The sequence below is a fragment of the Streptomyces sp. NPDC051315 genome (assembly GCF_044455165.1).
In the GTDB taxonomy this organism is placed as follows: Bacteria; Actinomycetota; Actinomycetes; order Streptomycetales; family Streptomycetaceae; genus Streptomyces.
The window spans coordinates 165,370-186,444 of record NZ_JBITEN010000004.1 but is presented as its reverse complement, the minus strand read 5'-3'; the positions used below and the strand labels follow the sequence as shown (position 1 = coordinate 186,444).

Sequence of the window (21,075 nt, the reverse complement as noted above, 5' to 3'; positions counted from 1 at the left end):
CTGTCGTGCGCCGTCGCTGTCCCCGGTGCGCCGGTGGTCACCATGAGACAGCGGGGAGCGGGTTCAGGACCAGTGCGCCACCGCGTCCAGGTGGGGCAGGTGGTGGTCCAGCCGCTCGCGCTTGGTGCGCAGGTAGGTGATGTTGTTCTCGCACGGCGGTATCAGCAGCGGCACCTGCTCGGCGACCTGGACGCCGTTGTCCACGAGCGCCTCGCGCTTGCGCGGGTTGTTCGACATCAGGCGGACCGAGCGCACGCCCAGGTCCTTCAGGATCTCGGCGGCCACGCCGTAGTCGCGGGCGTCCACCGGCAGGCCCAGCGCGAGGTTCGCCTCGACGGTGTCCAGGCCCTCCGCCTGCAGGGCCATCGCCCGCAGCTTCGCCAGCAGACCGATCCCGCGTCCCTCGTGCCCGCGCAGGTAGACGACGATGCCACGCCCCTCGGCGACCACGGCCCGCAGCGCGGACGCCAGTTGGTCGCCGCACTCGCAGTGCTGGGAGCCGAACGCGTCACCGGTCAGGCACTCCGAGTGCAGCCGCGTCAGCACGTCCTCACTGCCGATCTCGCCGTAGACCAGGGCCACTTGCTCGTCACCGCGGTCGTGGTCGAGGTAGCCGACCGCCTGGAATTTCCCGTACACGGTGGGAAGCGGCGCATTCACCACGCGTTCCACACCGGTGCGCTGCGGGGACTTCTTACCGAGCAGGCCGATTTTTTCTGTCATGATCTGGTTCCTAAGCAGAGACGAAAGGCCGGGAAAAGATGAGTGGTTCGGGAATACGGGCGGCGGCGTACGGGCTGCTGCCGACGGACACCACCGAGGACGTACGGACGCGCGGAGCGGACCTCTCGACGCAGGTGGCGGTCCTCCCCGTCGGGAGCTTCGAACAGCACGGCCCGTACCTGCCGTTGGCCACCGACACGCTCGTCGCGTGCGCCATCGCGCACGAGATCGCCGCAGCGTACCCGGTGCACCTCCTCCCGCCGGTGACCATCGCCTGCTCGCACGAGCACGCGGCCTGGCCGGGGACCGTCAGCATCTCCTCCGTGACCCTTCACTCGGTGGTACGGGACATCGCGGCGTCACTGCGCCGCTCGGGCGTCGAGGCCCTGGTACTGGTCAACGGGCACGGCGGGAACTACGTCCTGGGCAACGCGGTCCAGGAGTCGTCCGCCCGCGGCGAGCGGATGGCGCTCTTCCCGGCCCCGGAGGACTGGGAGACGGCCCGGGAGCGGTCCGGGGTGTCGACCTCGCTGCTCACCGACATGCACGCCGGGGAAATCGAGACCTCGATCCTGCTGCACACCCGTCCCGAAGTCGTCCGGCCCGGTTATGAGTCCGCCGATTTCACCGCGGACGACCGTCGCCATCTGCTCACTCTGGGAATGTCCGCCTATACCGATTCGGGCGTCATCGGCCGTCCTTCCCTGGGGTCCGCGGAAAAGGGGAAGGAACTCCTGGCGAGCCTGGTGGATTCCTTCGGAGCGTATTTCTCGATATTGACGGCGCCGGCCGCGAGCGCGGGCCGTGCCGGGGCGCGGGGCACGGAGGACGAGCGCGGGTAGTGCCCGTCGGCCGTGTGGCCGCCGTCGGCGTACGGTACGACGCCGGGGGCGGCCTCGTACGCCGCCGCTGCGGGCGTCGTCCTCGCCCGCAGCCCCGCGTACCAGCGCGCGACGAGGACGACGGCGCCCGGCAGCGCCGCCACGAAGGCCAGCACCCCGTACACGACGGCGACCGCCAGCCCGGTGTGCGCGCCGAGGCCGGCCGCGCCGAACGCCCAGGCGGTGACGCCCTCCCGGGGGCCCCAGCCGCCGACGTTCAGCGGCAGGCTCATCGCGAGCAGGGCCAAGAGCGCGAGCGGCAGCAGCGTGACGACTGAGGCGGCGGAACCGACGGCCCGGGCGGCGACGACGAACGTCGCGAGGTGCCCGGCCAGGACGACCACGGACGACACGGCGACGCCGGGCCCGCCGCGCCGGGACAGCAGCCCCTCGCGCGCCTCGGTCAGCGTCGCCCGCACCCGCCCGCTCCGGCGCCCGGCCGGGGCGTTCATCCGGACGGCGAGGACGACGGCGAGCGCGCCCACCGCGCCCAGGGCGACGAGGGGCGCGAAGTGCCGTACGTCCGCCAGGACCGGGGACGGCAGGATCAGCAGCACCGTCACTCCGGCGACGGCCAGCACGAGCTGGCCCGCGGTGCGTTCCAGCACCACGGCCCGTACGCCGCGGCCGACGTCACCGGCGCTCTGCCCGTGCCGCACCGCGCGGTGCACGTCGCCGAGGATGCCGCCGGGCAGGGCCGCGTTCAGGAACAGCGAACGGTAGTAGTCGGCGACGGCCTCGCCGAGCGGCAGCCGGATGCGCAGGCCGCGCGCGACCAGCGCCCACCGCCACGCGCTGCACACGGTGGTGACCGCGCCGATCCCGAGCGCCACCAGCAGCGTGGGGGCGTCGATCCGGCGCAGCCCGTCCAGGAAGACGCCGGTGCCCATCCGCCACAACAGGACGGCGAGGACGGCGGCTCCGGCGACGGTGCCGCCGTGGGTGCGCACGGCGCGCAGGACACGCGTCCGGCCCGTGGACGGGGCGACGGTGGCGTCGGCGGGGGGCGTGGTGACGGTGACGCCCGTCCGTGTCGTGCGGGATCCAGTGCTGTCCGCCGGGACGGCCGGACCCGCGCGGCCCGGTCCCGGCGTGGCACCGGCCCCGCCGCTGACGGCACCCACCGCCGCCCCACCCGCACCCGCACGGCCCGAATCCGGCGCCGGAGCACCGCCGGCCCCGCCCGAGTCGGGGCCGGCGGCCACCGGGGCCGCACCAGTCGGCGCCCCGCCCGGGGCCGCGACGGAACGGGCCGGGCGGATGCGGGCCACGGCGGTCGCCTTGGTCGTCGCGCGCCGCGCCGGCGCACCGGTCCGCCGGCGCCGTACGGCCGGTCCCGCGCCCTCGGCGCGCACCGCCGACGGCGCCGCGCGCCCCGCACGGACGACCCGCCGGGTGACGCTGACGGAGGCCGGCCCGGCGCTGTCGGCCGAGGCCCGCGCGCCCACCCCGTCCGCGCTCATCAGGCGCCCCCCGTCGGCCGGGCCAGGGCCAGCAGGTCGTTGTGGTGGACGGTGACGCGCAGTTCGCCGGCCGCGCAGGCGGCGAGCCGGGCCGCGAGGTACTTCTCGGCGCGGGCGGCGAGTTCGGGGCGCTGCTCGACGGCCGCGCCGACCCAGCCGCGCAGCCACTGCTCGGTCAGGGCGGCCTCGTCGGGGCCCAGCCGCCAGGGGCTCGGGTGCACCTTGACCGTGGCGCCGTGGGCGGCGAACGCCTCGCAGGCGACGGTCACCGCGTCGGGGCCGAGGAGGCCGCCGCGCCGCTGGTGCTCGTTGAAGGCCGCGGCGATCTCCTCGTCCAGCGGGTCGTGCGGGGTCAGGTCGACCCGCCCGGCCACCGAGAGGGTCAGCAGGGCCGGGCAGCCGGCGCCCGCGCAGGCCGCGGCGAGCGTCTCGATCTCCTCGCGGGTGAGGACGTCGAGCAGCGCCGAGGCGGTGACCAGCGAGGCGCCGACCAGGGCGTCCGGGGTCAGCCGGGCGACGTCGCCGCGCCGGGTCTCGACGGTGACCCGGCTGCCGTCGGCGGCGGCCCGTGGCGAGCCGACGGCAGCGAAGTGCAGCAGGTACGGGTCGCGGTCGTGCAGGATCCAGTGCTGGGCGCCGTCCAGGCGGGGCGCGAGCCAGCGCCCCATCGAGCCGGTGCCGCAGCCCAGGTCGTGCACGGCCAGCCCGCCGGAGCGGCCGGGCAGGTTGGCGAGCCGGATCCGCAACGGGTCCAGCAGGTCCACCGCCCGCGCCGCGGCGTCGGCGGGCTCGCGCAGCTGCAGCCACTCGGGGGCGTAGCGGGGCGGTTCGTCCGGCGTGGCGTCGTCGTCGCGCAGGCGTACGGTGGGCCGCTCGCCGGGGCGGGTCACGGGCCCGGCGCCGGCGATGACGCCCGGCGTGTCCGGGTCCATGTCCGGGTCCGTGTCCGTCTCGGCATCCGTGTCCGCGTTCAAGGAGGCCTCCCGGGGGCCGGGTTGAGCCGGTATGTGCCCCACGCGGTGTGCCCCGTCCGCCGGGATCGTCGTCGTCTTCCTCATGCCGCCCTCCGGGGTTCTCCGGGAAGCCGGCCCAGGACGCCGGCGAGCCTCTGGGCGGTGGACGCCCAGCCGTTCAGGGCCGCCCGGCGGCCGCGTGCGGCGGCCTTCAGACGGCGTCGTACGTCGGCCTCGCCGAACCAGCCGCGCAGTTCGACCGCGAGGGCGGCGGGGTCCTCCGGCGGGACGAGGATGCCGGGGACACCGCCGTCCGGGGCGCGGCCGACCGCCTCGGGCAGACCGCCGACGTCCGTGGCGAGGACGGGGATGCCGCGGGCGAGCGCCTCGGTGACCGCCATGCCGTACGTCTCGGCGTAGGAGGTGAGGACCATCAGGTCGGCGGTGGCGTAGGCGGCGTCGAGTTCGGCGCCGGTCTTGGGGCCCGCCAGCTCCAGCCGGTCCTCGAGGCCGTACTTGCCGATGAGGTCCCGCAGATGGGTGACGTACTCGGGGTCCTGGGAGAGGCCGCCCACGCACACGCAGCTCCACGGCAGGTCGGTGACCGCGGCCAGCGCCTCCACCAGCCGGTGCTGGCCCTTGCGCGGGGTGACGGAGGCCACGCACAGCAGGCGGGAGACTCCGTCGGTGCCGGAGGCCAGGGGGGCGATGTCGGCGCCGGGGGCGGCGACATGCACCTTCTCGGGGGCCAGGCCGTGGTGGGAGACGAGGCGGCGGACCGCCCAGTCGCTGGTGGCGATCACCGCGGGGACGGCGCGCAGCACCTCGCGTTCCCGGGCGTCGAGTTCGGCCGCCACCTCGGGGGCGAGGCCTCTCTCGTCGCCGAGCGGGAGGTGCACGAGGACGGCGAGCCGCAGGCGCTGCGCCTCGGGGACGACGGTCTCCGGGACACCGCAGGCGACGAGTCCGTCCATGAGCACCACCGTGCCGTCGGGGAACTCGCGCAGGGTTCGGGCGAGTTCGGCGCGGGCGTCCGCCTCGGGGCGGGGCCACTCGCCGGTGACGAGGTGCTTGTGGACCTGCCAGCCGAAGCCGGGCAGGTCTAGGCAGACGCGCCGGTCGTAGGCGTTGCCGCCGCTGGGGTTGGCCGGGTCGTCGACACCGCCCGGCATGACGAAGTGCACGGTGCGCAGGGACATGGGGATGATCCCGCCGATCGTGGGAACCGCTGTCTGCGCGGGCGCGACGGCCTGCGCGGGCGCCGCGGCCGGTGCGGGCACGTAGGCGAGCGGGGCCTGCTGCACGGCCTTCTCCAGGGTCACGTCGGTCACAGGGCACGCTCGTAACTCGCCCAGGCGACGTGCGACTCGTGCAGGGTGACGGAGATGCCGGCGATACCCCGGGCGCCCTCGCCGAGCGCGCCCCGGTGGATCCGCTCGGCGAGCCGGTCGGCGATCACCTTGGCGAGGAACTCGGTGGAGGTGTTGACGCCGGCGAAGTCGGGCTCGTTGTCGAGGTTCCTGTAGTTCAGCTCGCTGACCACGGCACCGAGTTCCTGGGTGGCCAGTCCGATGTCGACGACGATGTTGTCGTCGTCCAGCTGCTCGCGGCGAAACGTGGCGTCCACCAGGAACGTCGCTCCGTGCAGGCGCTGCGCGGGTCCGAAGACCTCGCCGCGGAAGCTGTGGGCGATCATGATGTGATCGCGGACGGTGACACTGAACAACGGACGACCCTCCAGGTGCGGCGCGTCTGGTCCCCCGGCCATCTGCCGCCGGGGGATGCCGTGTAGTACGGCTCTTCGCTTCCCCGCGTTCAGCCGGTTCTCACTCTTTTCTCAGGTCAGGCGCTCCGCTGCCGGAACAGTGACCGGTTCGCGGGTCGCGGCCGGGTACCGGACGCGGTGACAGAGCGCGGGGATCTCCCCGGAGGCGAGCCCCGGCATCACCTCCGGCAGCTCCTCGAACGCGCTCTCCCCGGTGATGAGGGCGTCGAGCGCAGGGTCGGCGAGGAGGTCGAGGGCGAGGGCGAGCCGGTCGGCGTAGGTGCGGTGGGCGCGGGCCGGGGAGACGGTGCCGACCTGGCTGCTGCGGATGGCCAGGCGCCGGGAGTGGAAGGCCTCGCCGAGCGGGAGGGAGACCTTCCGGTCGCCGTACCAGCTCAGTTCGAGGACCGTGCCCTCGGCGGTGAGGAGTTCCAGGCCGCGGGCGAGGCCCTGTTCGGTGGCGCTGGCGTGCACGACGAGGTCGCAGCCGCCCTGGGCCTCCTCGGGGGTCGCGAAGCCGACACCGAGCGCCTCGGCGACCTTCGCCCGCGCCGGGTCGGCGTCGACCAACTGGACGCGCACGCCCGGGAAGCGGGCCAGCAGCGCGGCCACCGAGCAGCCGACCATGCCGCCGCCGACCACCGCGATCCGGTCGCCGACCAGGGGCGCCGCGTCCCACAGCGCGTTCACGGCGGTCTCGACGGTGCCGGCGAGCACGGCCCGTTCGGCGGGCACCGTGTCGGGGACGACCGTCACCGCGCTCGCCGGAACGACGAAGCGGGTCTGGTGCGGGAAGAGCGAGAACACCGTACGGCCGACCAGCGCGTTGGGTCCCTCCTCCACCAGCCCGACGTTGAGGTAGCCGTACTTCACGGGCGCCGGGAAGTCGCCCTCCTGGAACGGCGCCCGCATCGCCGTGTGCTGGCTGACGGGGACCTGGCCGCGGAAGACGAGGGTCTCGGTGCCGCGGCTGACACCGGAGTACAGCGAGCGGACGACGACCTCGTCGTCGGCCGGGTCCGGCAGGGTGACGTCGCGGATCTCGCCGTGACCGGGCGAACCGATCCAGAACGCACGTGCGGCGCGGTTCATCGGCCTCCTCCTGAACGATCGGGAACTGGCTCACGTACCGAGGTGTGCACAGGCCGCGCACAGTACGCGGCGTTGATCGACTCTGTCATCTGGCCGGAGGACGTGCGGTGGCCCTGAACAACACTTACGACGCGAGGCTGGTCCAGCAGGAGACCGCTGTGGGAGCGGGCGTGCAGATCCTGGTGCTGGCCCTGCTCGGCACGGCGATCGGCATGGGGCCGGCGGGCTGGGTGACCGGACTCGTCTTCGCCGTCGCCCTGTGGGCGGTGCTCTCCCGGGCACTGCACCGCTCCCGGCTGCGCTCCTTCGGCCCGGCCAACCGGGTCACCCTCGGCCGCGCCACCCTGGTGGGCGGGGTGACCGCGCTGGTCGCGGACTCCTTCGAGAGCGCGCCCCCCGTCTCCGTGCTGGTCGGCCTGACGGCGGTGGCGCTGCTGCTCGACGGCGTCGACGGCAAGGTCGCCCGCCGCACCGGCACCTCGACGGCGCTGGGCGCGCGCTTCGACATGGAGGTCGACGCGTTCCTGATCCTGGTGCTCAGCGTGTACGTGTCGATGGCGCTGGGCCCGTGGGTCCTGCTGATCGGCCTCATGCGGTACGCCTTCGTCGCCGCGGCCCGCGTCGCCCCGTGGCTGAACGCGCCGCTGCCGCCGAGCACCGCCCGAAAGACGGTCGCCGCGCTCCAGGGCATCTGCCTGCTGCTGGCGGGCGCCGGCCTGCTCCCGCACGCGGCCAGCTTCGGTGTGGCGCTGCTGGCCCTGGGCCTGCTGGTGTGGTCCTTCGGCCGGGACGTCCGGTGGCTGTGGCGCACCTCGCGGGTCCCGGCCACGGTCCCGGCCCGGCCGGCCCTGGAGTTGGCGGGCCGCTGACCCGACGGCGAAGGGCCCGGACCGTGCGCACGGTCCGGGCCCTTCGCCGTGTTCCGCCACGCCACCATACGGCGCCGCTCCCCCGTTCAGCCCCTCCGCGGCAGCAGGGCGATCGCGGCGGCGGGTACGGCGGCCAGCAGCAGCCAGGGCACGGCCGGGGGCAGGTCCGTGTCGAGGAGGGTGCCGGTGGCGGCGCTGCCGGCCAGCACGATCAGCCCGGAGACGGAGGACAGCGCGCCGGTGTAGAGGCCGAGCCGGCCGGTCTCGGCCAGGTCGGGCACCCAGGCGCGGGCGGCGGGCGCGACGAGCATCTGGCCGAGGGTCAGCAGCACGACGAACCCGGCCGCGGGCAGCAGTCCCGCCGTACCGGTCGGGCGGGCGGGCAGGGCGCCGGCCACGACCGCGAACCCGGCGGCGATCACCGCCAGCCCGGCGGCCGTCGAACGGCGCGGGGTGAGCCGCTCCCCCACCCACCGGGTGACCGGCAGCTGCGCGGTCACCACCAGCAGGGAGGACAGCGCGAACAGCCAGGCCAGCGGCGCCTGGGAGCCGGCCGCGCGCTCCACCTCGGCGGGCAGGGCGAGATACAGCTGGTTGTAGGCGAGCAGGTAGGCGCCGTACGCGCAGCACAGGGCGAGGAAACGGCGGTTGCGCAGCAGCGGGCCCAGGCCGCCTCTGACGTGGACGCGGGTGCGGCCGGGGATGTGCTGCGGCAGCAGCCACGCGTGGCCGGCGAGGACGAGGACGAAGACGCCGGCCCCGGCCAGGCAGACCACGCGGAAGTCGACCGACAGCAGCAGCGCGCCGAGCAGCGGGCCGACGAACGCCCCGGCCTGCCCGGCGACCGTGAACCAGGCCAGCACCCGGGTGCGCGGACCGCCGCCCGCCTCTTCCCACGCGACGGCCTGCCGGGCCACCTCGGACTCGACGGCCGGGGAGAACAGCGCGGCCGCGAACCCGATCAGCAGCACCGCCCCGACCACCGACCCCACCTGCTCGGCGTGGCCGAGCCAGGCGAACCCGGCGACGCGCAGCGCGCATCCGGTGAGGACGACGGGCCGGACGCCGTACCGGTCGGCCAGTGCCCCGCCCACCACGAACAGCCCCTGCTGGCTGAAGGTCCGCAGGCCCAGCACGAAGCCGACCGTCCACCCGGCCAGGCCGACCGTCCCGCCGAGATGCTCGGCGAGGAAGGGCAGTACGGCGAAGAAGCCCAGGTTGAAGGCGAGCTGGGTGAGGATCAGCAGCCGCAGGAGCGCCGGGAGACGGCTGGCTCGCCACCGGCCCGGGGGCGGGGCGAGCGCGGTCACCGGGCACCCGCCCGTCCGGTGTCCCGCGCGGCCTGTTCGACGGTCCGGTCCGCCGTACGGCGCCGTGGCCGGGGCAGCACTCCTGCGGCCTTTTGCCGGGAGGGTCCGCGCCGCGCCGCGCTCGCCGCGGTCACCGCGAGCGCGCCGAGCAGGGCGAGGACGGTGGCGGGGGCGAGGACGGCCCAGGGGGCGCGTTCGGCGTAGGGCTGGTTCTCGGCGAGCAGCAGGCCCCACTCGGGGGAGGGCGGCTGGGCGCCCAGGCCGAGGAAGCCGAGGGAGGCGAGGGCGAGGGCGACACCGGGCAGCCGCAGGAGGGCGTGGCCGAGGACGGGCGGGAGGACGGCGGGCAGGAGTTCGCTCCTCAGCAGGTACCAGGGACCGGCGCCGAGGGCGCGGGTGGCGGTGAGGTGGACGGTGGCGCGTTCCTGCCGCAGCAGCGCGGAGGTGTGCGCGGCGAGCGGCGCCCAGGCCACGACGGCCACGGCGAGCACGGGAGTGGCGGTGCCGCTGCCCCGGACGGCGGTGACGAGGAGGGCGGCGAGGACGGGCGGGACGGCGTTCACGGTGTCGACGAGCGGCCCGGACAGCGCGGGCAGACAGCCGAGCAGCACTCCGGTGACCAGGGCGATCGCGCTGATGGTGAGGGCGAGCAGGAGGGTGTCGAGGGCGCCGTGGGCGACCCGGGCGAGCATGTCCCGGCCGAGCGCGTCGGTGCCGAACGGATGGGCGGCGGACGGGGCTTGGAGGCGGACGCCGGTGTCGAGGGCGAGCGGGTCGCGGGGCAGGCCGAGCACGATGACGCCCGCCAGCAGAAGACCGTACGCAAGAGGCAGGAGCCTGCGGACGGGTGGCGTCGGCCGGTGCGGGGCGTGCAGGGCGCCGTCGCGCAGGGCGGGCCCGATGAGCCGGCCGGCGGCGAGGCGGGCGACAGCCGTGGTGACGGCGGCGAGGACGACGAGGACGAGGGTGCCGGCCTGGAGGACCGGCAGGTCCTGGGCGATCGCCGCCTGGAGGGTGGTGCGGCCGAGGCCGGGGATGTCGAAGATCTGCTCCACGGCGACGGAGCCGCCGGTGAGTCCGACGACGAACAGCCCGAGGTTGGGCAGCAGTCCGGGCACACAGCGCCGCAGGGCCTGGCGGGCGACGGCGCGGCCGGGCAGCCCCCGGGCGGCGGCGGCCAGCGCCCACGGCTCGGCGAACGCGCCGGGCAACTGGTCGTCGAGGAGCCGCCCGAGCACCGCGCCCGCGGGCAGGCCCAGGGCGAGCGCGGGCAGCACGGTCCACTGCGGGCCGTACCAGCCGAGCGCGGGCAGCCAGCCGAGTTGGACGCCGACGACGGTGGCGAGGACGGACGCGGTGAGGAACTCGGGCAGCGCCGCGAGCACGGCGGAGCCGGAGCCGCCGGCGGGCCGGCCGGCGAGGCGCCGGTGCGCGCCGAGGTACAGGGTGCGGGCGCACACGGCCGCGGCCGTGCACACGGCGACGACGAGCGCCACCGCCATCAGCAGCAGGGACACACCGAGGGCCTGGAGCACGGCGGGCGTGACCTCGGCGCCGGAGATCCAGGACCGCCCGGCGTCCCCGCGCGGCAGCCCGGCGAGCCACTGGCCGAGCAGACGCACCGGCCCGTCCTCGAGGCCGAGTTGGGCGCGGATGTCGGCGAGCACCTCGGGGGTCGGGTCACGGTCGGCGGACCGTGTCCTGAGGATCGTGAGCGCCGGGTCGGTGTGCGAGAGCCAGGGCAGCAGCCCGATGCCGCACACCAGCAGCGCGGCCAGCCCGGCACGCCACAGCAGCGCGCCCGCCCTGCTCGCCATGGAGGCGCTCACCCTGCTCGCCATGGGTCAGCGCCGCGTCCCGGTGCCGACGAGGGTGCGCTCGTACGGGTCGAGGAGCGCGCCGCGGACCGCGCCGGCGACGCCGGTGACGACGCGCTGGTGGACCAGCGGGACGACGGCGTCGGTGCCGAGGATCGCGGCCTCGGCGGCCATGGCGGCGTCCTGCCGCTCGCCCGGGTCGGCGGTGCCCTCGGCCTTGGCCACGGCCCGGTCGACGGTCGTGTCGCACAGCTGGGCGATGTTGTAGCCGCCGTCGCAGGTGTAGTCGCTCGCGAGGACGGCTACGGGGTCACCGGTGTCGACGAGGGTGTTGCGGGCGAGGACGAAGGCGTCGAAGGAGCCGGCGAGCGCGTCGCTCTCCAGCCGCGAGTACTCGCGCACCTCCAGCCGCACGGTGAACCCGGCCTTCTCCAGCTGCTGCTTCACCACCTGGGCGACCTCGGGGAGTTCGGGCCGGTTGTCGTAGGTGGCGAGGGTGAGGGAGGCACCGGCGGGCCGGCCCGCCCGCGCGCGGCCGGCGGGCCGGACGCGCTTGCCCTCGGCCCAGGTCACGGCGGGCCCGTAGATGCCGGCGCCGGCGTCCGCGTGCCCTTCGTAGACGCCCTTCGCGAGGGCGGAGGTGTCGACGGCGGCGCGGGCGGCGGCGCGCAGTGACGCGTCCTCGAAGACGCCCGACCGGGCGTTGAGGAGCAGGCTGGTGGTGCGGGTGGTGGCGGTCTCGCGGCGGGTGTCCGCGTCGAGGCCGGCGGCCTGGGCGACGGGGATCGCCTCGGCGAGGTCGGCCTCGCCGGTGCGCAGGGCGTTGGCGCGGGCGGTGCCGTCGGCGATGAAGCGGGCGTCGATGCCGGAGGCCTGGGCGCGACCGCCCCAGTAGTCGTCGAAGCGGTCCAGGTCGGCGCTGGTGGTGCCGTTGACCCGGGTGAGCTCGAAGGGGCCGGTGGCGGTGCCGACCGGGTCGGCGGCGCCCTTGTCGTCGTACGCCTTCGGGGAGAGGACGGCGAGGCTCGGGCTGGACAGGCGCAGGGGCAGGACGGGGTCGGGGGCGCCGGTGGTGACGCGCACGCCGGTGTCGCCCGCGGCCTCGGCGGTGAGGGTGACGCCGGAGAGGGCGGCGGGGGCGGGGCGGGCCTCGGTGGCGTGGGTGAGGGCGGCGGCGACGGCGGCCGGGGTGACCTCCGTGCCGTCCTGGAACTCGGCCTCGCGCAGGGTGAACAGCCAGGTGCGGTCGTCCTCACGGCGCCAGGAGGCGGCGAGCGCGGGGGCGGCGGCGCCGTTGGCGTCGAGGGCGGTCAGTCCCTCGGTGACGCCGAGACGGCTGAGGATCGTGGCGTCGGCGCCGTACGGGGAGAGGTTCTCGGCGGGCGGGAAGGCGAGGGCGACCCGCAACCGGGAGCCGTCCCGGGCGCCGGTCGCGGCGCCGTCGCCACCGCCGGAGGCGAAGCAGCCGGCGAGCAGCGGGGTGGCCAGGAGGGCGGCGAGCAGCCGCGGTCCGCGGGGGAAGCGCATGGGGGTCACCGGTCTGTGGGGTGGGGGGAGACGGCGGCGGGGAGCAGGGCGTCGAGGGGGATGTCGAAGTGCACGACGCCGTGGCCGCCGCCGGGGTCCGCGCGTTCGTCGTGGACGACGGTGCCGAGCGACCGCCAGAAGTCCTCGGCGCCCGCCACGGTGGGGTCGGTGTGCAGGTAGACGGCGCGGTAGCCGCCGTCCGCGGCCGCGAACGCGAGCAGTTCGGCGACCAGCCGCCGGGCGAGGCCCCGCCGGCGGTGTTCCGGGCGGACGTAGACCCGGCGCAACTGCGCGGTCTCGCCGGACGGATAGCGCTCGGCGACCGGGCGCGGGTTGGGCGGGTGGAGGGGGCCGCGCGAGTCGAGGGCGCCCGTGCCGACGATCTCGCCCCCGGCGTCGACCGCCACCAGCAGGGTGTGGCGGTCGGGGACCAGGTAGGCGGCGGCCGGATCGACGATGTCGCCGTGCCAGCGGGGCACGTAACCGGTGCCGAAGTCGCGGTAGACGGTGTCGAGCATGACGGCTCGGGCGCCGTCGAGGTCGTCGGGGCCCGCGGGCCTCACGCAGTAGTCACGCACTTGCACATCATATGCATTAAGCCGGGAGCTTGATCACCCGGACGCCACAGCGGGACGGCGCCACGGGATTTGACAGGGCCCGCACGCCACCCCTAAACCTAGCCACATGACATTCATTTTCAAAAAGGTCGTGGGCTGATGCGCATCGCCTTCGTCGGGAAGGGGGGCAGCGGCAAGACCACCCTGTCGGCCCTGTTCGCCCGCGAACTGGCCCGCTCCGGCGCCCCGGTGCTCGCCGTCGACGGTGACATCAACCAGCACCTGGCCGAGGCGCTGGACCCGGCGGGCACGGCCCGCTTCACGGCCCCTCCCCTGGCCGAGCACCTCACCGACATCAAGGACCTCCTGCGCGGCACCAACCCGCGCGTCCCCTCCGCCGCGGCGATGGTCAAGACGACCCCGCCCGGCCGCGGCTCACGGCTGCTGCGCCTCCTCGGCGACGACGACCTGCACACCCGCCACGTCCGGCGGGTGGGCGGCGTGCCCCTGATGGTGACGGGCGAGTTCGACGAGAGCGACCTCGGCGTGGCCTGCTACCACTCCAAGCTCGGCGCGGTGGAGCTGTACCTGAGCCATCTGGTGGACGGCCCCGGCGAGTACGTCGTGGTCGACATGACGGCGGGCGCGGACGCCTTCGCCTCCGGCCTGTTCACCCGCTTCGACATGACGTTCCTGGTGGCCGAACCCACCCGCAAGGGCGTCTCCGTCTACCGCCAGTACCGCGACCACGCCCGCGAGTTCGGCATCCCGCTCGCCGTGGTCGGCAACAAGGTGACCGGCGAGGACGACCTCCTCTTCCTCAAGGAGCAGGTGGGCGACGACCTCCTCACCCACCTCGTCCACTCCCCCTGGGTCCGCTCCGCCGAACGCGGCAGCCCCCGGGGCGACCTGGAGGACACCAACCGCCACGCCCTGTCCGTCCTGCGTGCGGCCGTCGACGCCCGGGAGAAGGACTGGCCGACCCTGCACCGCCACGCCGTCGAGTTCCATCTGCGCAACGCCCGCGCGTGGGCGGACGCGGCGACGGGTCAGGACCTGGCGTCCCAGGTCGACCCGGACTTCGTACCGGGACCGGCGGCACTGACCTGACGCCCCCGCTTGCCCCACTCCTCCCCTCGCTCTCCCCCGCACAGGAACAGGACGCCCATGTCTCTCGACGTCTCCCCGAAGCTCCTCGCCCAGGCCGAAGCCGGTGACATCCGCGAGGAGGACTTCGTGGACACCGTCCGCACGTCCCTCCCCTACGCCTACGACCTCATCGCCTCCCTCGCCGCCGGACTCCACGACGGCACGGCCGAGTTCACCGACAACCAGACCCCTCCCCCGTCCGAGCGGGAGCGTGGCCAGCTCCTGCGCGCCCTCGCCAGCGACGCGATCCGCGGCAGCCTGGAACGCCACTTCGGCGTGACCCTGGCCTTCCAGAACTGCCACCGGGTGGCGGCCTTCCGGCCGGAGGCGCGGGGCGGGGAGAGGCATGGGCGGTTCACGTCCACGCGGGCGCAGGTGCTGAACCAGTCGGCGGAGTTGCGGGACTGCTGATCCGGCACGGCGAACCCTGCGTGGTCGGCCCGAGTGCTCCTGGTCGCCCTCCGTGGACGCCCGCTCCTGCGCCGGACGGCCGGGCAGCGCGGGTCCGCCGCGCGCACCGCTGGGTATTCTGCTCGCCGATGATCAGGAAACGCGGTGCGCCCCACTCGAACCGCTCTGCCGGAGAGGTTCGGACCCCGTGGACGGAACACCGCAGTTCATCACCCGCGACCCCGCGTCGGGAATGCTCATGATCCCGGCGGGGAAGGCGAAGTTCGCCGTGGGGGTCGGCCTGTGGGACGACACCCTGGCCCCCTTCAGCGCCTTCGTCCAGCGCGAACTGTCCGAAGCGGAAGCTCAAGCTGAAGCCGGACGGCGGACAGGACGTCTGACGCCGCCGGGCCCTTCCGGGGGTGGACGCAGACTGCACGTCACCGTTCAGCTCGTCCCCCGTCCCGACAACGCGTACAACCCCCACGCCATCAGCGTGGCCGCGCCTCCCGCACACGGCGGCACGGACATCGAGCGACACCTCGGCTACATGTACGACCGGAACCTGGTGTCCCTCGGCGGAGCACTCCGCAGCCTGGCGGCGCTCACGGACCACCCGCTCGGCTGCCACGCCTTCGTCGATCTCGAGCCGCTCCACCCGGACGACGTGGACGACGGCGAGGACGTCGGCCTCCATGCGCGCGCAGCCGACGGCACCAGGTACGCGGTCGACGGACCCCGCCTGATGCTGCCCTGGTGGGAAGAGCTCCAGACGATGGCCGTCGCCTGCGCCCGGACGGTCCGGCCGGACCTGATTCTCGCCCTCATCGGTCACTGGGCGCCCTGGGAGCCGGGAGCCCGTGAGGAACTGGCGCACCGTACCCGGGACAAGGAGTTCACCGTCACGCTGCGCTCCGACCAGCGGGTCGTCCGCGTCTATTACGAGGAGCTGTGCCTCAGCACCCTGGAGCCCGGCCTCCGCGGGTTCTTCGACCGCACCGTCCAGCGGGTCGAGGAGCTCGGTGGGACGGCCACGGCCCGGGCGGAGGAGCACCAGGGCGCGCTGAAACTGTTCGTGGAGGACAGCACCGCGCTCACCGGCGTTTAGGAGGGCCCTCCGAGGAAAGCGGCCGGCACCGCCACGAACCCCCCGGCGTCGTCCCGCCACGGAAAGTGCCCCGCCCCTGCCCGCCACCAGCTCCTCCTCGGAGAACAGGCCCGCGTCCTCCGCCATCACTCTCGGCGGAACCGCCACGACAACCGCCCTGCGATCCCTGGTGCCGTAGGTAGCGGCGGAGCGGAGAAACCGCTCGACGGGAACCGAGCGAACGGTCGACGCCCCCCTCCACGACCGACCGCTACGGCGCCGCGAACGCGCACCGTGCGAGGCATCCCGGCGGCGGGCGACTCACGAGAACACGATTCCCTCACACGTTCGTGCAACCTTTCCCACATCTGGGCTGTCCGCCTGTACGTGCACATGCCCGGGTGGGAATCCCGGGCACCCCGCCCTCCGAGTGAGACCCAGTTGATCGACAGCACCACCCCGCAGCGGGACGGCATCACCACCGTTGCGCCCTCCCCGGCCGAGACACGCGCCGAGCGCCGCCGTCTCATAGAGGCGATCCGCGCCCTCCACCACCTCCTCGACAGGCGCCGCGCCTTCGAGACGGCCGCCCGCCGTCGTCTGAACCGCGAGGCGCGCGACCGCAACCGGGCTGAAGCCGCCCACGGCAAGGCCCTGCAACGCGTCCACGAGAAGCAGGCCCGCCAGGAGCGCTCCCTCACCCGCCGGCTCAACGGCCTCGACGGCAAACGCCAGAGCCAGGAGAGGCAGGCCCTCGCCGTCCTGCGCCGGGAGTCCGTCGAGCGCACGCTGACCGGCACCCGCCTCACCGCGAGCGAGGTGAACGGCATCGGCAGCGGCCTGGTCCGTGCCCTCAAGGCGCAGGGCATCAGCACGGCCGCCGACTTCAAACGGGTCAGCTGGGGCAGGGCGCCGAACGGCAAGGGCGGCGAAGTCCTCTACATCCACCGCACCCACGGCGGCAAGGTCCACATCAACGGCATCGGCCAACACCGGGGCCGTCCTCTGATGGAGTGGCGCCGCGCGGCCGTCGCCCGCGCCGAAGCCCGCGCCCCGCGCGAACTCCCCCCGGACGAACGGCACCGCATCGCCGAGATCATCGAATCCGAGCGCACCCGGCTGCGCGCCGAGTTGTCCGACGCACCGCGCACGGCGGAAGCCGCCCGCACCGAAGCCGTACGCGTCCACACCGAGGCCCTCGGGCGCCTCACCGCCACCGAACGCGAAGCAGCCCGCGTCGCCGCCGAACGCCGGGCCGAGTTCGACGCCATGGCGGAACAACTCCTCACCCTCCAGGCGGAACTCTCCGCCCACATCGACCGGTACGGGGATGTGGGCCGCCGCGTCCGCCGCGCCCAGTCCCGCGCACTGCGCCCGGTCCCCGCGCTGCCCGCCGTCCCCTCTCCCCGCAGGCCGGTCGACCTCACCAAGACCAGCTCACCTTCGGCCCCCGCGCCTGCTCCAGCTCACACTCCCCCTCCCGCTCCCGGTGTCCGCGCGAGCCTCGGCTGGCTGGTGCCGATCCTCTACTTCACCCTGACGACCGTCGTCGGCGTGGGCGAGCTGGGCGACAACACGGCGCCCCCGGCGCTGATGATCGCCTCCCGGCTCCTGGCCCTCGCGGCCACCGCGGAGCTTCTGCGTCTGTGGATCCCCCGCAGGAACCGGCGGACGCCGAGCCCGATGCCCTCCGGGACCGGCCCGCAGGCCGTCGGAGTGTTCCTCGCGCTGACCGCCGGCGGCATGTTCGCGGACGAGAAGTCCGACGTCTTCGTGGCCGCCTGCGTCACCTCCGTCCTCGCCGCGTTGCTGTTGCTGGCCGGAACCGGCCTGCGCATGAACGCCCCACGACGCGCGCGGGGCCAGGACACCCCCTCCGCCTGACCGCCACCGACTCCGACCGCTCACCGCCGCCCGCCCAGGGCACAGGCCGTCCACCGAAACAAGGAGCCGCCACATGACCGAGAACGAGAACACGCCCGACACACCGCAGACGGCACCCGCTGCCCCGGCGCCGGCCCCGGTCCCGGCCACCGCCACGCAGCCCCCGCCCCCCACCGCGCCACCCACCGCTCCCCCGCTCCCGCCGGCGGCCGTTCCGCCGCGCCGGCCCCGCGGGCGCGCCCTCATCGCCACCGGCGTCGTCGCGGTCCTGCTCGCCGGCGCAGGCGTCACCTGGTGGGCCCTGGCGGACGGCGACGACCCGATGACCCACGTCGAGGTCTCGGGCGGCAAGCTCACGGAGAGCGAGAACAGCCTGCTCGACGACGGCGAGGAGTGCGACGACACCGACGAGTTCAGCTACAACGACTGCGACGCCACCACCGCCTACGAGTTCGTCTACAAGATCACCAACGAGGGCGACGAGCCCGCCAACTACGCCGTGATCGTCAACGGCTTCGACGAGGACGGCGACTTCGTCGGGCAGGCGTTCGTCAGCGCCACCCACCTCGCCCCGGGCAAGTCCGACGCCGACACCGGCGAGTTCGACGAGTACGCCGAGCTCGACGGCGACCACGAACTGTCCGACATCGCCTCGGTCAAGGTCGCCCACGTCGAGCGAGTGGCCCTGGCCAACTGACCCGCCCGGCGACCGGCGTCAGAGCCCCCAGGGGTACGGCAGGCGCGGCTCGCTGACCGCTCCGGGGAGGTCGCACCACGGGCGCAGTTCCTTGTACGCCTTGGCCTCGTCGTAGGTGAGGTCGGCTCCGTACCCGCTGTAGGACTCGGCCAGGGCGACGCAGGCGGCCTCGCTCTCGGTGTCCACCGTCCCCGGGTCCAGTTGCTCGGCGCCGTACAGCGCGGCGTCCAGGCAGTTGGCATGGGCGCCGTGGTCGTCCGCCGGCTCACCGCTCGCGGCGGCCTTGTCCAGGGCCACGACGGCGTCCGCGCAGTCGCGCGGCATCTTCGTGGCCTCGAAGCCGATCCCGTCGATCAGGTCGTCCACTGCCGCGTCGGTGCTCTGGTCATGCTTTCCGTAGGTGTAGAGGAGGTACCTGCTGTAGGGCAGCCACCACACGCGGTGGCTGTTCTTGCGCGAGCCGTCGTAGTCGGGGAGCACGTCGGTGCCGAGGGTCCAGCTCATGGCCTTCCTGCCGCCGATGTCGCTCAGGGGCCGGTCCTTCACGGAGATCACCGACTCGTCCGTGGAACTCATGCCGTCCTCGCTCTCGGTGGACCACATGGCGCCGGAGTCCAACTGACCTTCACGGATCTGGTCGGGGGTCAGGGTCGGCGAGTACAGGATCCGTACGCCGGTGCCGGGGTCCCCCCGCAGGGCGAAGTCGACGCTGGTCGCGACGGTCGGTTCCTGGGGTGTCTCCCAGGTGGCCGCGGAGTCCGTGCTCGCGTCGCTCGACTGGAACTCCAGCTTCGAGCCGGCGGGAACGGTGACGCGCAGGCCGCCGAAGACGGCCACCGGTTCCGGCTCCTGTTCGACGGCGGCCGCTTCCGCCTCCGGCGACTCGTCCCCGGAGGGAGGCGCGGTGTTCGCGTCCGCGCTCGGCGCCGTCCGCTCCGGCGCGGCCGGCGTACTGGCGGCGGTGTCCCGGCCGACGGCTTCTGTCTCCTCGTCACCGGCCGTGATGCCGGCCGCCATTCCGCCGGCGGCGGCACCCAGGACCGCGGCGGCGGCCAGCGTGTAGGCGGCGACCCGGCGGCGCGTACGACGCCTGACGGGAGAAGCCCCCGCGGCGGGAGAAGGCGGGGAAGCGGGTGGTGAGGAGGGAGGCGGGGGAACTCGACGTGCCCGCTGCTCCGCTGCCGGTGACGCGGAGTCTCCGCCGGTCACCTCCGGACGAAGGGGCTGCCCGGCAAAGGGCTTCTCGGTGGCGGGTTCCTCGGTGGCGGGCTGCTCGTGGGCGGGTTCCTCCTGGGCGGGCTGCTCGACTCCGGGGTCCTCGTCGGCGGGATGCTCCGCGGGCTGGGGAACGTTCCACCGCGCGCGGTCCAGGCGCACGGTGAGGTCGGCGTCGACCCCCGCGTCGTGCCCGGAACCCCTGTCGAGGGTGCGTGTGTAGGACACGGTCGGGAAGACGGCGGTGCCCGTCGGCCCGTACACCGCGGCGGTCCGTTCGGCGAGTTCCGCCGCGCTCGGGCGTTGCCCGGGCGCCTTGTGCAGGGCGTCACGGACCAGGGGCAGCAGCACGTCGGGCACGCCCGCGAGCGAGGGCTCGGCACTGACGATGCGGTGCGTGATCCCGGTGGGGGTGCCGAACGGGTGGGCTGCGGACGCGGCGTAGGCGACGAGCAGCCCCCAGGCGAAGATGTCGCCGGCCGGAAGGGTGAGGCCGTCGGTGAGCTGCTCCGGTGCCATCCAGCCCGGGGTACCTGTCGTCACCGAGGTCGCCGTGATCGCGGTGGCGTCCAGGTGGTGGGCGATGCCGAAGTCCACGACGCGGGGGCCGTCGGCCGCGAGGAGCACGTTCGTCGGTTTCAGGTCACGGTGGGCGACCCCGGCGTCGTGGATGCAGGCCAGCGCGTGGGCGACGGCCGCCGCGAACGTCAGCACATGGTCCGGGTCCATGGGTCCGCTGTCCCGGACGTGCTGGTGGAGGGTGTTGCCGTGGACGTAGGCGGTCGCCAGCCACGGCAGCGGAGCGTCGGGGTCGGCGTCGACCAGCGGGACGAGATAGGGGCCCGTGACCTTGCGGAGCATCGTGGTCTCGCGGCGGAAGCGGGCTCGGTGCGCGGCGTCCGCGGCGAAGTCCTGGTGCAGGACCTTGACGGCGAGGGGACGGCCGCCGTCGGGCTCGGTCGCGTAGTAGACCCTGCCCATGCCACCGGTCCCGAGGTGCCGGGTCGGCCGGTAGGGGCCGATGCGGTCGGGAAGGTTCACCGGCACGGCGCGCCCTCCGTGACAGAGGACGGCTGCCCGGCGGACAGCGACCGCTCACCGAGACCGCACGGATGCGTCATGTACCCCCCTGGTGTTTCTGCGCCCTCCGGCCACCGGTTCGGCGCGACACGGCCGACGAAGCCCCCCTCATCAGCGGAGCCACTTCAATACCGGACTTCCCGTGAGGGACAAAGAGCGGGCGGGGCCCCTGTCGCCGACCGGTGGTCGCCGACGACGAAGTCGTCCAGCCAGGTACGCGCCGTCGGGGGCCAGGTCAAGGATCACGTACTGGTGGTGGCCGGATCCGAACGGCGGCCGCGCCGACCCATGGCCCACGCGCGCCGTGGAGTGGCCCCCGACCGGCATGCGCTTACGCCCGCAACACGAGGAAACACTCCCGTCACCTCCCAACCTCCGCCCGAACCAGCCCGGTTGTCCACTCCGTGGAACCGGCGTCTCGCCCCTCACCTGCGGTGTGTATAGTCCCGGCCCATGGAATCCGGCGTCGAGCTCGTCAAGCGCGCGCACATCGACCTGCTCAGGGTAGCCACGGCGCTCTGTAGCTGATTCCGCGTGCCCGGCAGGGCAGCGCACGCCCGCCGGCGCCCCGCGCCCGGCAGGGCAGCGCACGCCCCTCAGGGCCCCCGCCCGTCAA

The 21,075-nt window shown here is 74.4% G+C and carries 18 protein-coding genes and 1 pseudogene; 8 read left to right on the top strand and 11 right to left on the bottom strand.

Translation table 11 applies throughout. The features are described 5' to 3' along the window. Positions 1 to 63: 63 nt before the first annotated feature. Positions 64 to 723, bottom strand: a complete 660-nt coding sequence (ribA, locus tag ACIBBD_RS10005) for a GTP cyclohydrolase II (RefSeq protein WP_399418838.1) — start codon at positions 721 to 723, stop codon at positions 64 to 66. 38 nt (positions 724 to 761) lie between these two features. Here ribA and ACIBBD_RS10000 point away from each other — a divergent pair. After that, positions 762 to 1,421: pseudogene (locus ACIBBD_RS10000) on the top strand (creatininase family protein); the annotation flags it as partial. Here the strand turns inward: ACIBBD_RS10000 and ACIBBD_RS09995 are convergent. The 5 genes from ACIBBD_RS09995 to ACIBBD_RS09975 form a co-directional block, all read right to left on the bottom strand. Next, a complete protein-coding gene (locus tag ACIBBD_RS09995) occupies positions 1,394 to 2,728 on the bottom strand; it encodes a lysylphosphatidylglycerol synthase transmembrane domain-containing protein (protein WP_399419096.1) in 1,335 nt (444 codons plus the stop codon). The pseudogene ACIBBD_RS10000 and the gene ACIBBD_RS09995 sit on opposite strands and share 28 nt — an antisense overlap. 338 nt (positions 2,729 to 3,066) lie before the next feature. After that, the gene (locus tag ACIBBD_RS09990; protein WP_399418837.1) at positions 3,067 to 4,125 is read right to left on the bottom strand and encodes a class I SAM-dependent methyltransferase; all 1,059 of its coding nucleotides are present in this window, start codon (positions 4,123 to 4,125) and stop codon (positions 3,067 to 3,069) included. Beyond that, positions 4,122 to 5,351: a glycosyltransferase family 4 protein gene (locus ACIBBD_RS09985; RefSeq protein WP_399418836.1), complete on the bottom strand. Its 1,230-nt coding sequence runs from the start codon at positions 5,349 to 5,351 to the stop codon at positions 4,122 to 4,124. Before ACIBBD_RS09985 ends, ACIBBD_RS09990 begins: the two co-directional genes overlap by 4 nt. Then, positions 5,348 to 5,746, bottom strand: coding sequence for a 6-pyruvoyl trahydropterin synthase family protein (locus tag ACIBBD_RS09980; protein ID WP_399418835.1), 399 nt, complete (start codon positions 5,744 to 5,746; stop codon positions 5,348 to 5,350). The genes ACIBBD_RS09985 and ACIBBD_RS09980 overlap by 4 nt, the downstream gene beginning before the upstream one ends. Positions 5,747 to 5,857: 111 nt before the next feature. Continuing rightward, a complete protein-coding gene (locus ACIBBD_RS09975; protein ID WP_399418834.1) occupies positions 5,858 to 6,877 on the bottom strand; it encodes a zinc-binding alcohol dehydrogenase in 1,020 nt (339 codons plus the stop codon). Between the two features lie 107 nt (positions 6,878 to 6,984). On the opposite strand from ACIBBD_RS09975, the gene ACIBBD_RS09970 reads away from it, so the two are divergent. Then, on the top strand, positions 6,985 to 7,746 hold the full coding sequence (locus ACIBBD_RS09970; protein WP_399418833.1) for a CDP-alcohol phosphatidyltransferase family protein: 762 nt from the start codon (positions 6,985 to 6,987) through the stop codon (positions 7,744 to 7,746). 86 nt (positions 7,747 to 7,832) lie between these two features. On the opposite strand, the gene ACIBBD_RS09965 is transcribed toward ACIBBD_RS09970, so the two are convergent. From ACIBBD_RS09965 to ACIBBD_RS09950, 4 genes are read right to left on the bottom strand one after another with little or no spacing between them, the layout of a single operon-like run. Beyond that, the gene (locus tag ACIBBD_RS09965) at positions 7,833 to 9,056 is read right to left on the bottom strand and encodes an MDR family MFS transporter (RefSeq protein WP_399418832.1); all 1,224 of its coding nucleotides are present in this window, start codon (positions 9,054 to 9,056) and stop codon (positions 7,833 to 7,835) included. Then, entirely contained in the window at positions 9,053 to 10,873 is a 1,821-nt protein-coding gene (locus tag ACIBBD_RS09960; protein ID WP_399418831.1) for an ABC transporter permease subunit, read from the bottom strand. The genes ACIBBD_RS09965 and ACIBBD_RS09960 overlap by 4 nt, the downstream gene beginning before the upstream one ends. Before the next feature lie 27 nt (positions 10,874 to 10,900). Beyond that, the gene (locus tag ACIBBD_RS09955) at positions 10,901 to 12,400 is read right to left on the bottom strand and encodes an ABC transporter substrate-binding protein (protein WP_399418830.1); all 1,500 of its coding nucleotides are present in this window, start codon (positions 12,398 to 12,400) and stop codon (positions 10,901 to 10,903) included. Between the two features lie 5 nt (positions 12,401 to 12,405). After that, positions 12,406 to 12,978: a GNAT family N-acetyltransferase gene (locus tag ACIBBD_RS09950; protein ID WP_399418829.1), complete on the bottom strand. Its 573-nt coding sequence runs from the start codon at positions 12,976 to 12,978 to the stop codon at positions 12,406 to 12,408. A gap of 138 nt (positions 12,979 to 13,116) precedes the next feature. Here ACIBBD_RS09950 and ACIBBD_RS09945 point away from each other — a divergent pair, with 138 nt between their 5' ends. The 5 genes from ACIBBD_RS09945 (at position 13,117) to ACIBBD_RS09925 (ending at position 18,164) form a co-directional block, all read left to right on the top strand. Further along, complete coding sequence (locus tag ACIBBD_RS09945) at positions 13,117 to 14,067, top strand: ATP-binding protein (RefSeq protein WP_399418828.1); 951 nt, start codon at positions 13,117 to 13,119, stop codon at positions 14,065 to 14,067. 57 nt (positions 14,068 to 14,124) lie between these two features. Then, a complete protein-coding gene (locus ACIBBD_RS09940) occupies positions 14,125 to 14,517 on the top strand; it encodes an SCO5389 family protein (RefSeq protein WP_399418827.1) in 393 nt (130 codons plus the stop codon). 187 nt (positions 14,518 to 14,704) lie between these two features. Next, positions 14,705 to 15,604, top strand: coding sequence for a hypothetical protein (locus tag ACIBBD_RS09935; protein WP_399418826.1), 900 nt, complete (start codon positions 14,705 to 14,707; stop codon positions 15,602 to 15,604). Between the two features lie 420 nt (positions 15,605 to 16,024). Next, a complete protein-coding gene (locus tag ACIBBD_RS09930) occupies positions 16,025 to 17,467 on the top strand; it encodes a hypothetical protein (protein WP_399418825.1) in 1,443 nt (480 codons plus the stop codon). Positions 17,468 to 17,540: 73 nt separating this feature from the next. Next, positions 17,541 to 18,164, top strand: a complete 624-nt coding sequence (locus ACIBBD_RS09925; RefSeq protein ID WP_399418824.1) for a hypothetical protein — start codon at positions 17,541 to 17,543, stop codon at positions 18,162 to 18,164. 18 nt (positions 18,165 to 18,182) lie between these two features. On the opposite strand, the gene ACIBBD_RS09920 is transcribed toward ACIBBD_RS09925, so the two are convergent. Further along, positions 18,183 to 20,426, bottom strand: coding sequence for a serine/threonine protein kinase (locus ACIBBD_RS09920; protein WP_399418823.1), 2,244 nt, complete (start codon positions 20,424 to 20,426; stop codon positions 18,183 to 18,185). A gap of 486 nt (positions 20,427 to 20,912) precedes the next feature. Between ACIBBD_RS09920 and ACIBBD_RS09915 the strand changes: the two genes are divergently transcribed. Next, positions 20,913 to 20,987: a putative leader peptide gene (locus ACIBBD_RS09915; RefSeq protein ID WP_350328511.1), complete on the top strand. Its 75-nt coding sequence runs from the start codon at positions 20,913 to 20,915 to the stop codon at positions 20,985 to 20,987. The last annotated feature ends 88 nt before the right edge of the window (positions 20,988 to 21,075 follow it).

Bases quoted from the DNA above. Each gene is read 5' to 3' on its own strand.
- ribA (WP_399418838.1), bottom strand. From the start codon at position 723: ATGACAGAAAAAATCGGCCTGCTCGGTAAGAAGTCCCCGCAGCGCACC.
- ACIBBD_RS09925 (WP_399418824.1), top strand. From the start codon at position 17,541: ATGACCGAGAACGAGAACACGCCCGACACACCGCAGACGGCACCCGCT.
- ACIBBD_RS09990 (WP_399418837.1), bottom strand. From the start codon at position 4,125: ATGAGGAAGACGACGACGATCCCGGCGGACGGGGCACACCGCGTGGGG.
- ACIBBD_RS09940 (WP_399418827.1), top strand. From the start codon at position 14,125: ATGTCTCTCGACGTCTCCCCGAAGCTCCTCGCCCAGGCCGAAGCCGGT.
- ACIBBD_RS09975 (WP_399418834.1), bottom strand. From the start codon at position 6,877: ATGAACCGCGCCGCACGTGCGTTCTGGATCGGTTCGCCCGGTCACGGC.
- ACIBBD_RS09955 (WP_399418830.1), bottom strand. From the start codon at position 12,400: ATGCGCTTCCCCCGCGGACCGCGGCTGCTCGCCGCCCTCCTGGCCACC.
- ACIBBD_RS09945 (WP_399418828.1), top strand. From the start codon at position 13,117: ATGCGCATCGCCTTCGTCGGGAAGGGGGGCAGCGGCAAGACCACCCTG.
- ACIBBD_RS09960 (WP_399418831.1), bottom strand. From the start codon at position 10,873: ATGGCGAGCAGGGCGGGCGCGCTGCTGTGGCGTGCCGGGCTGGCCGCG.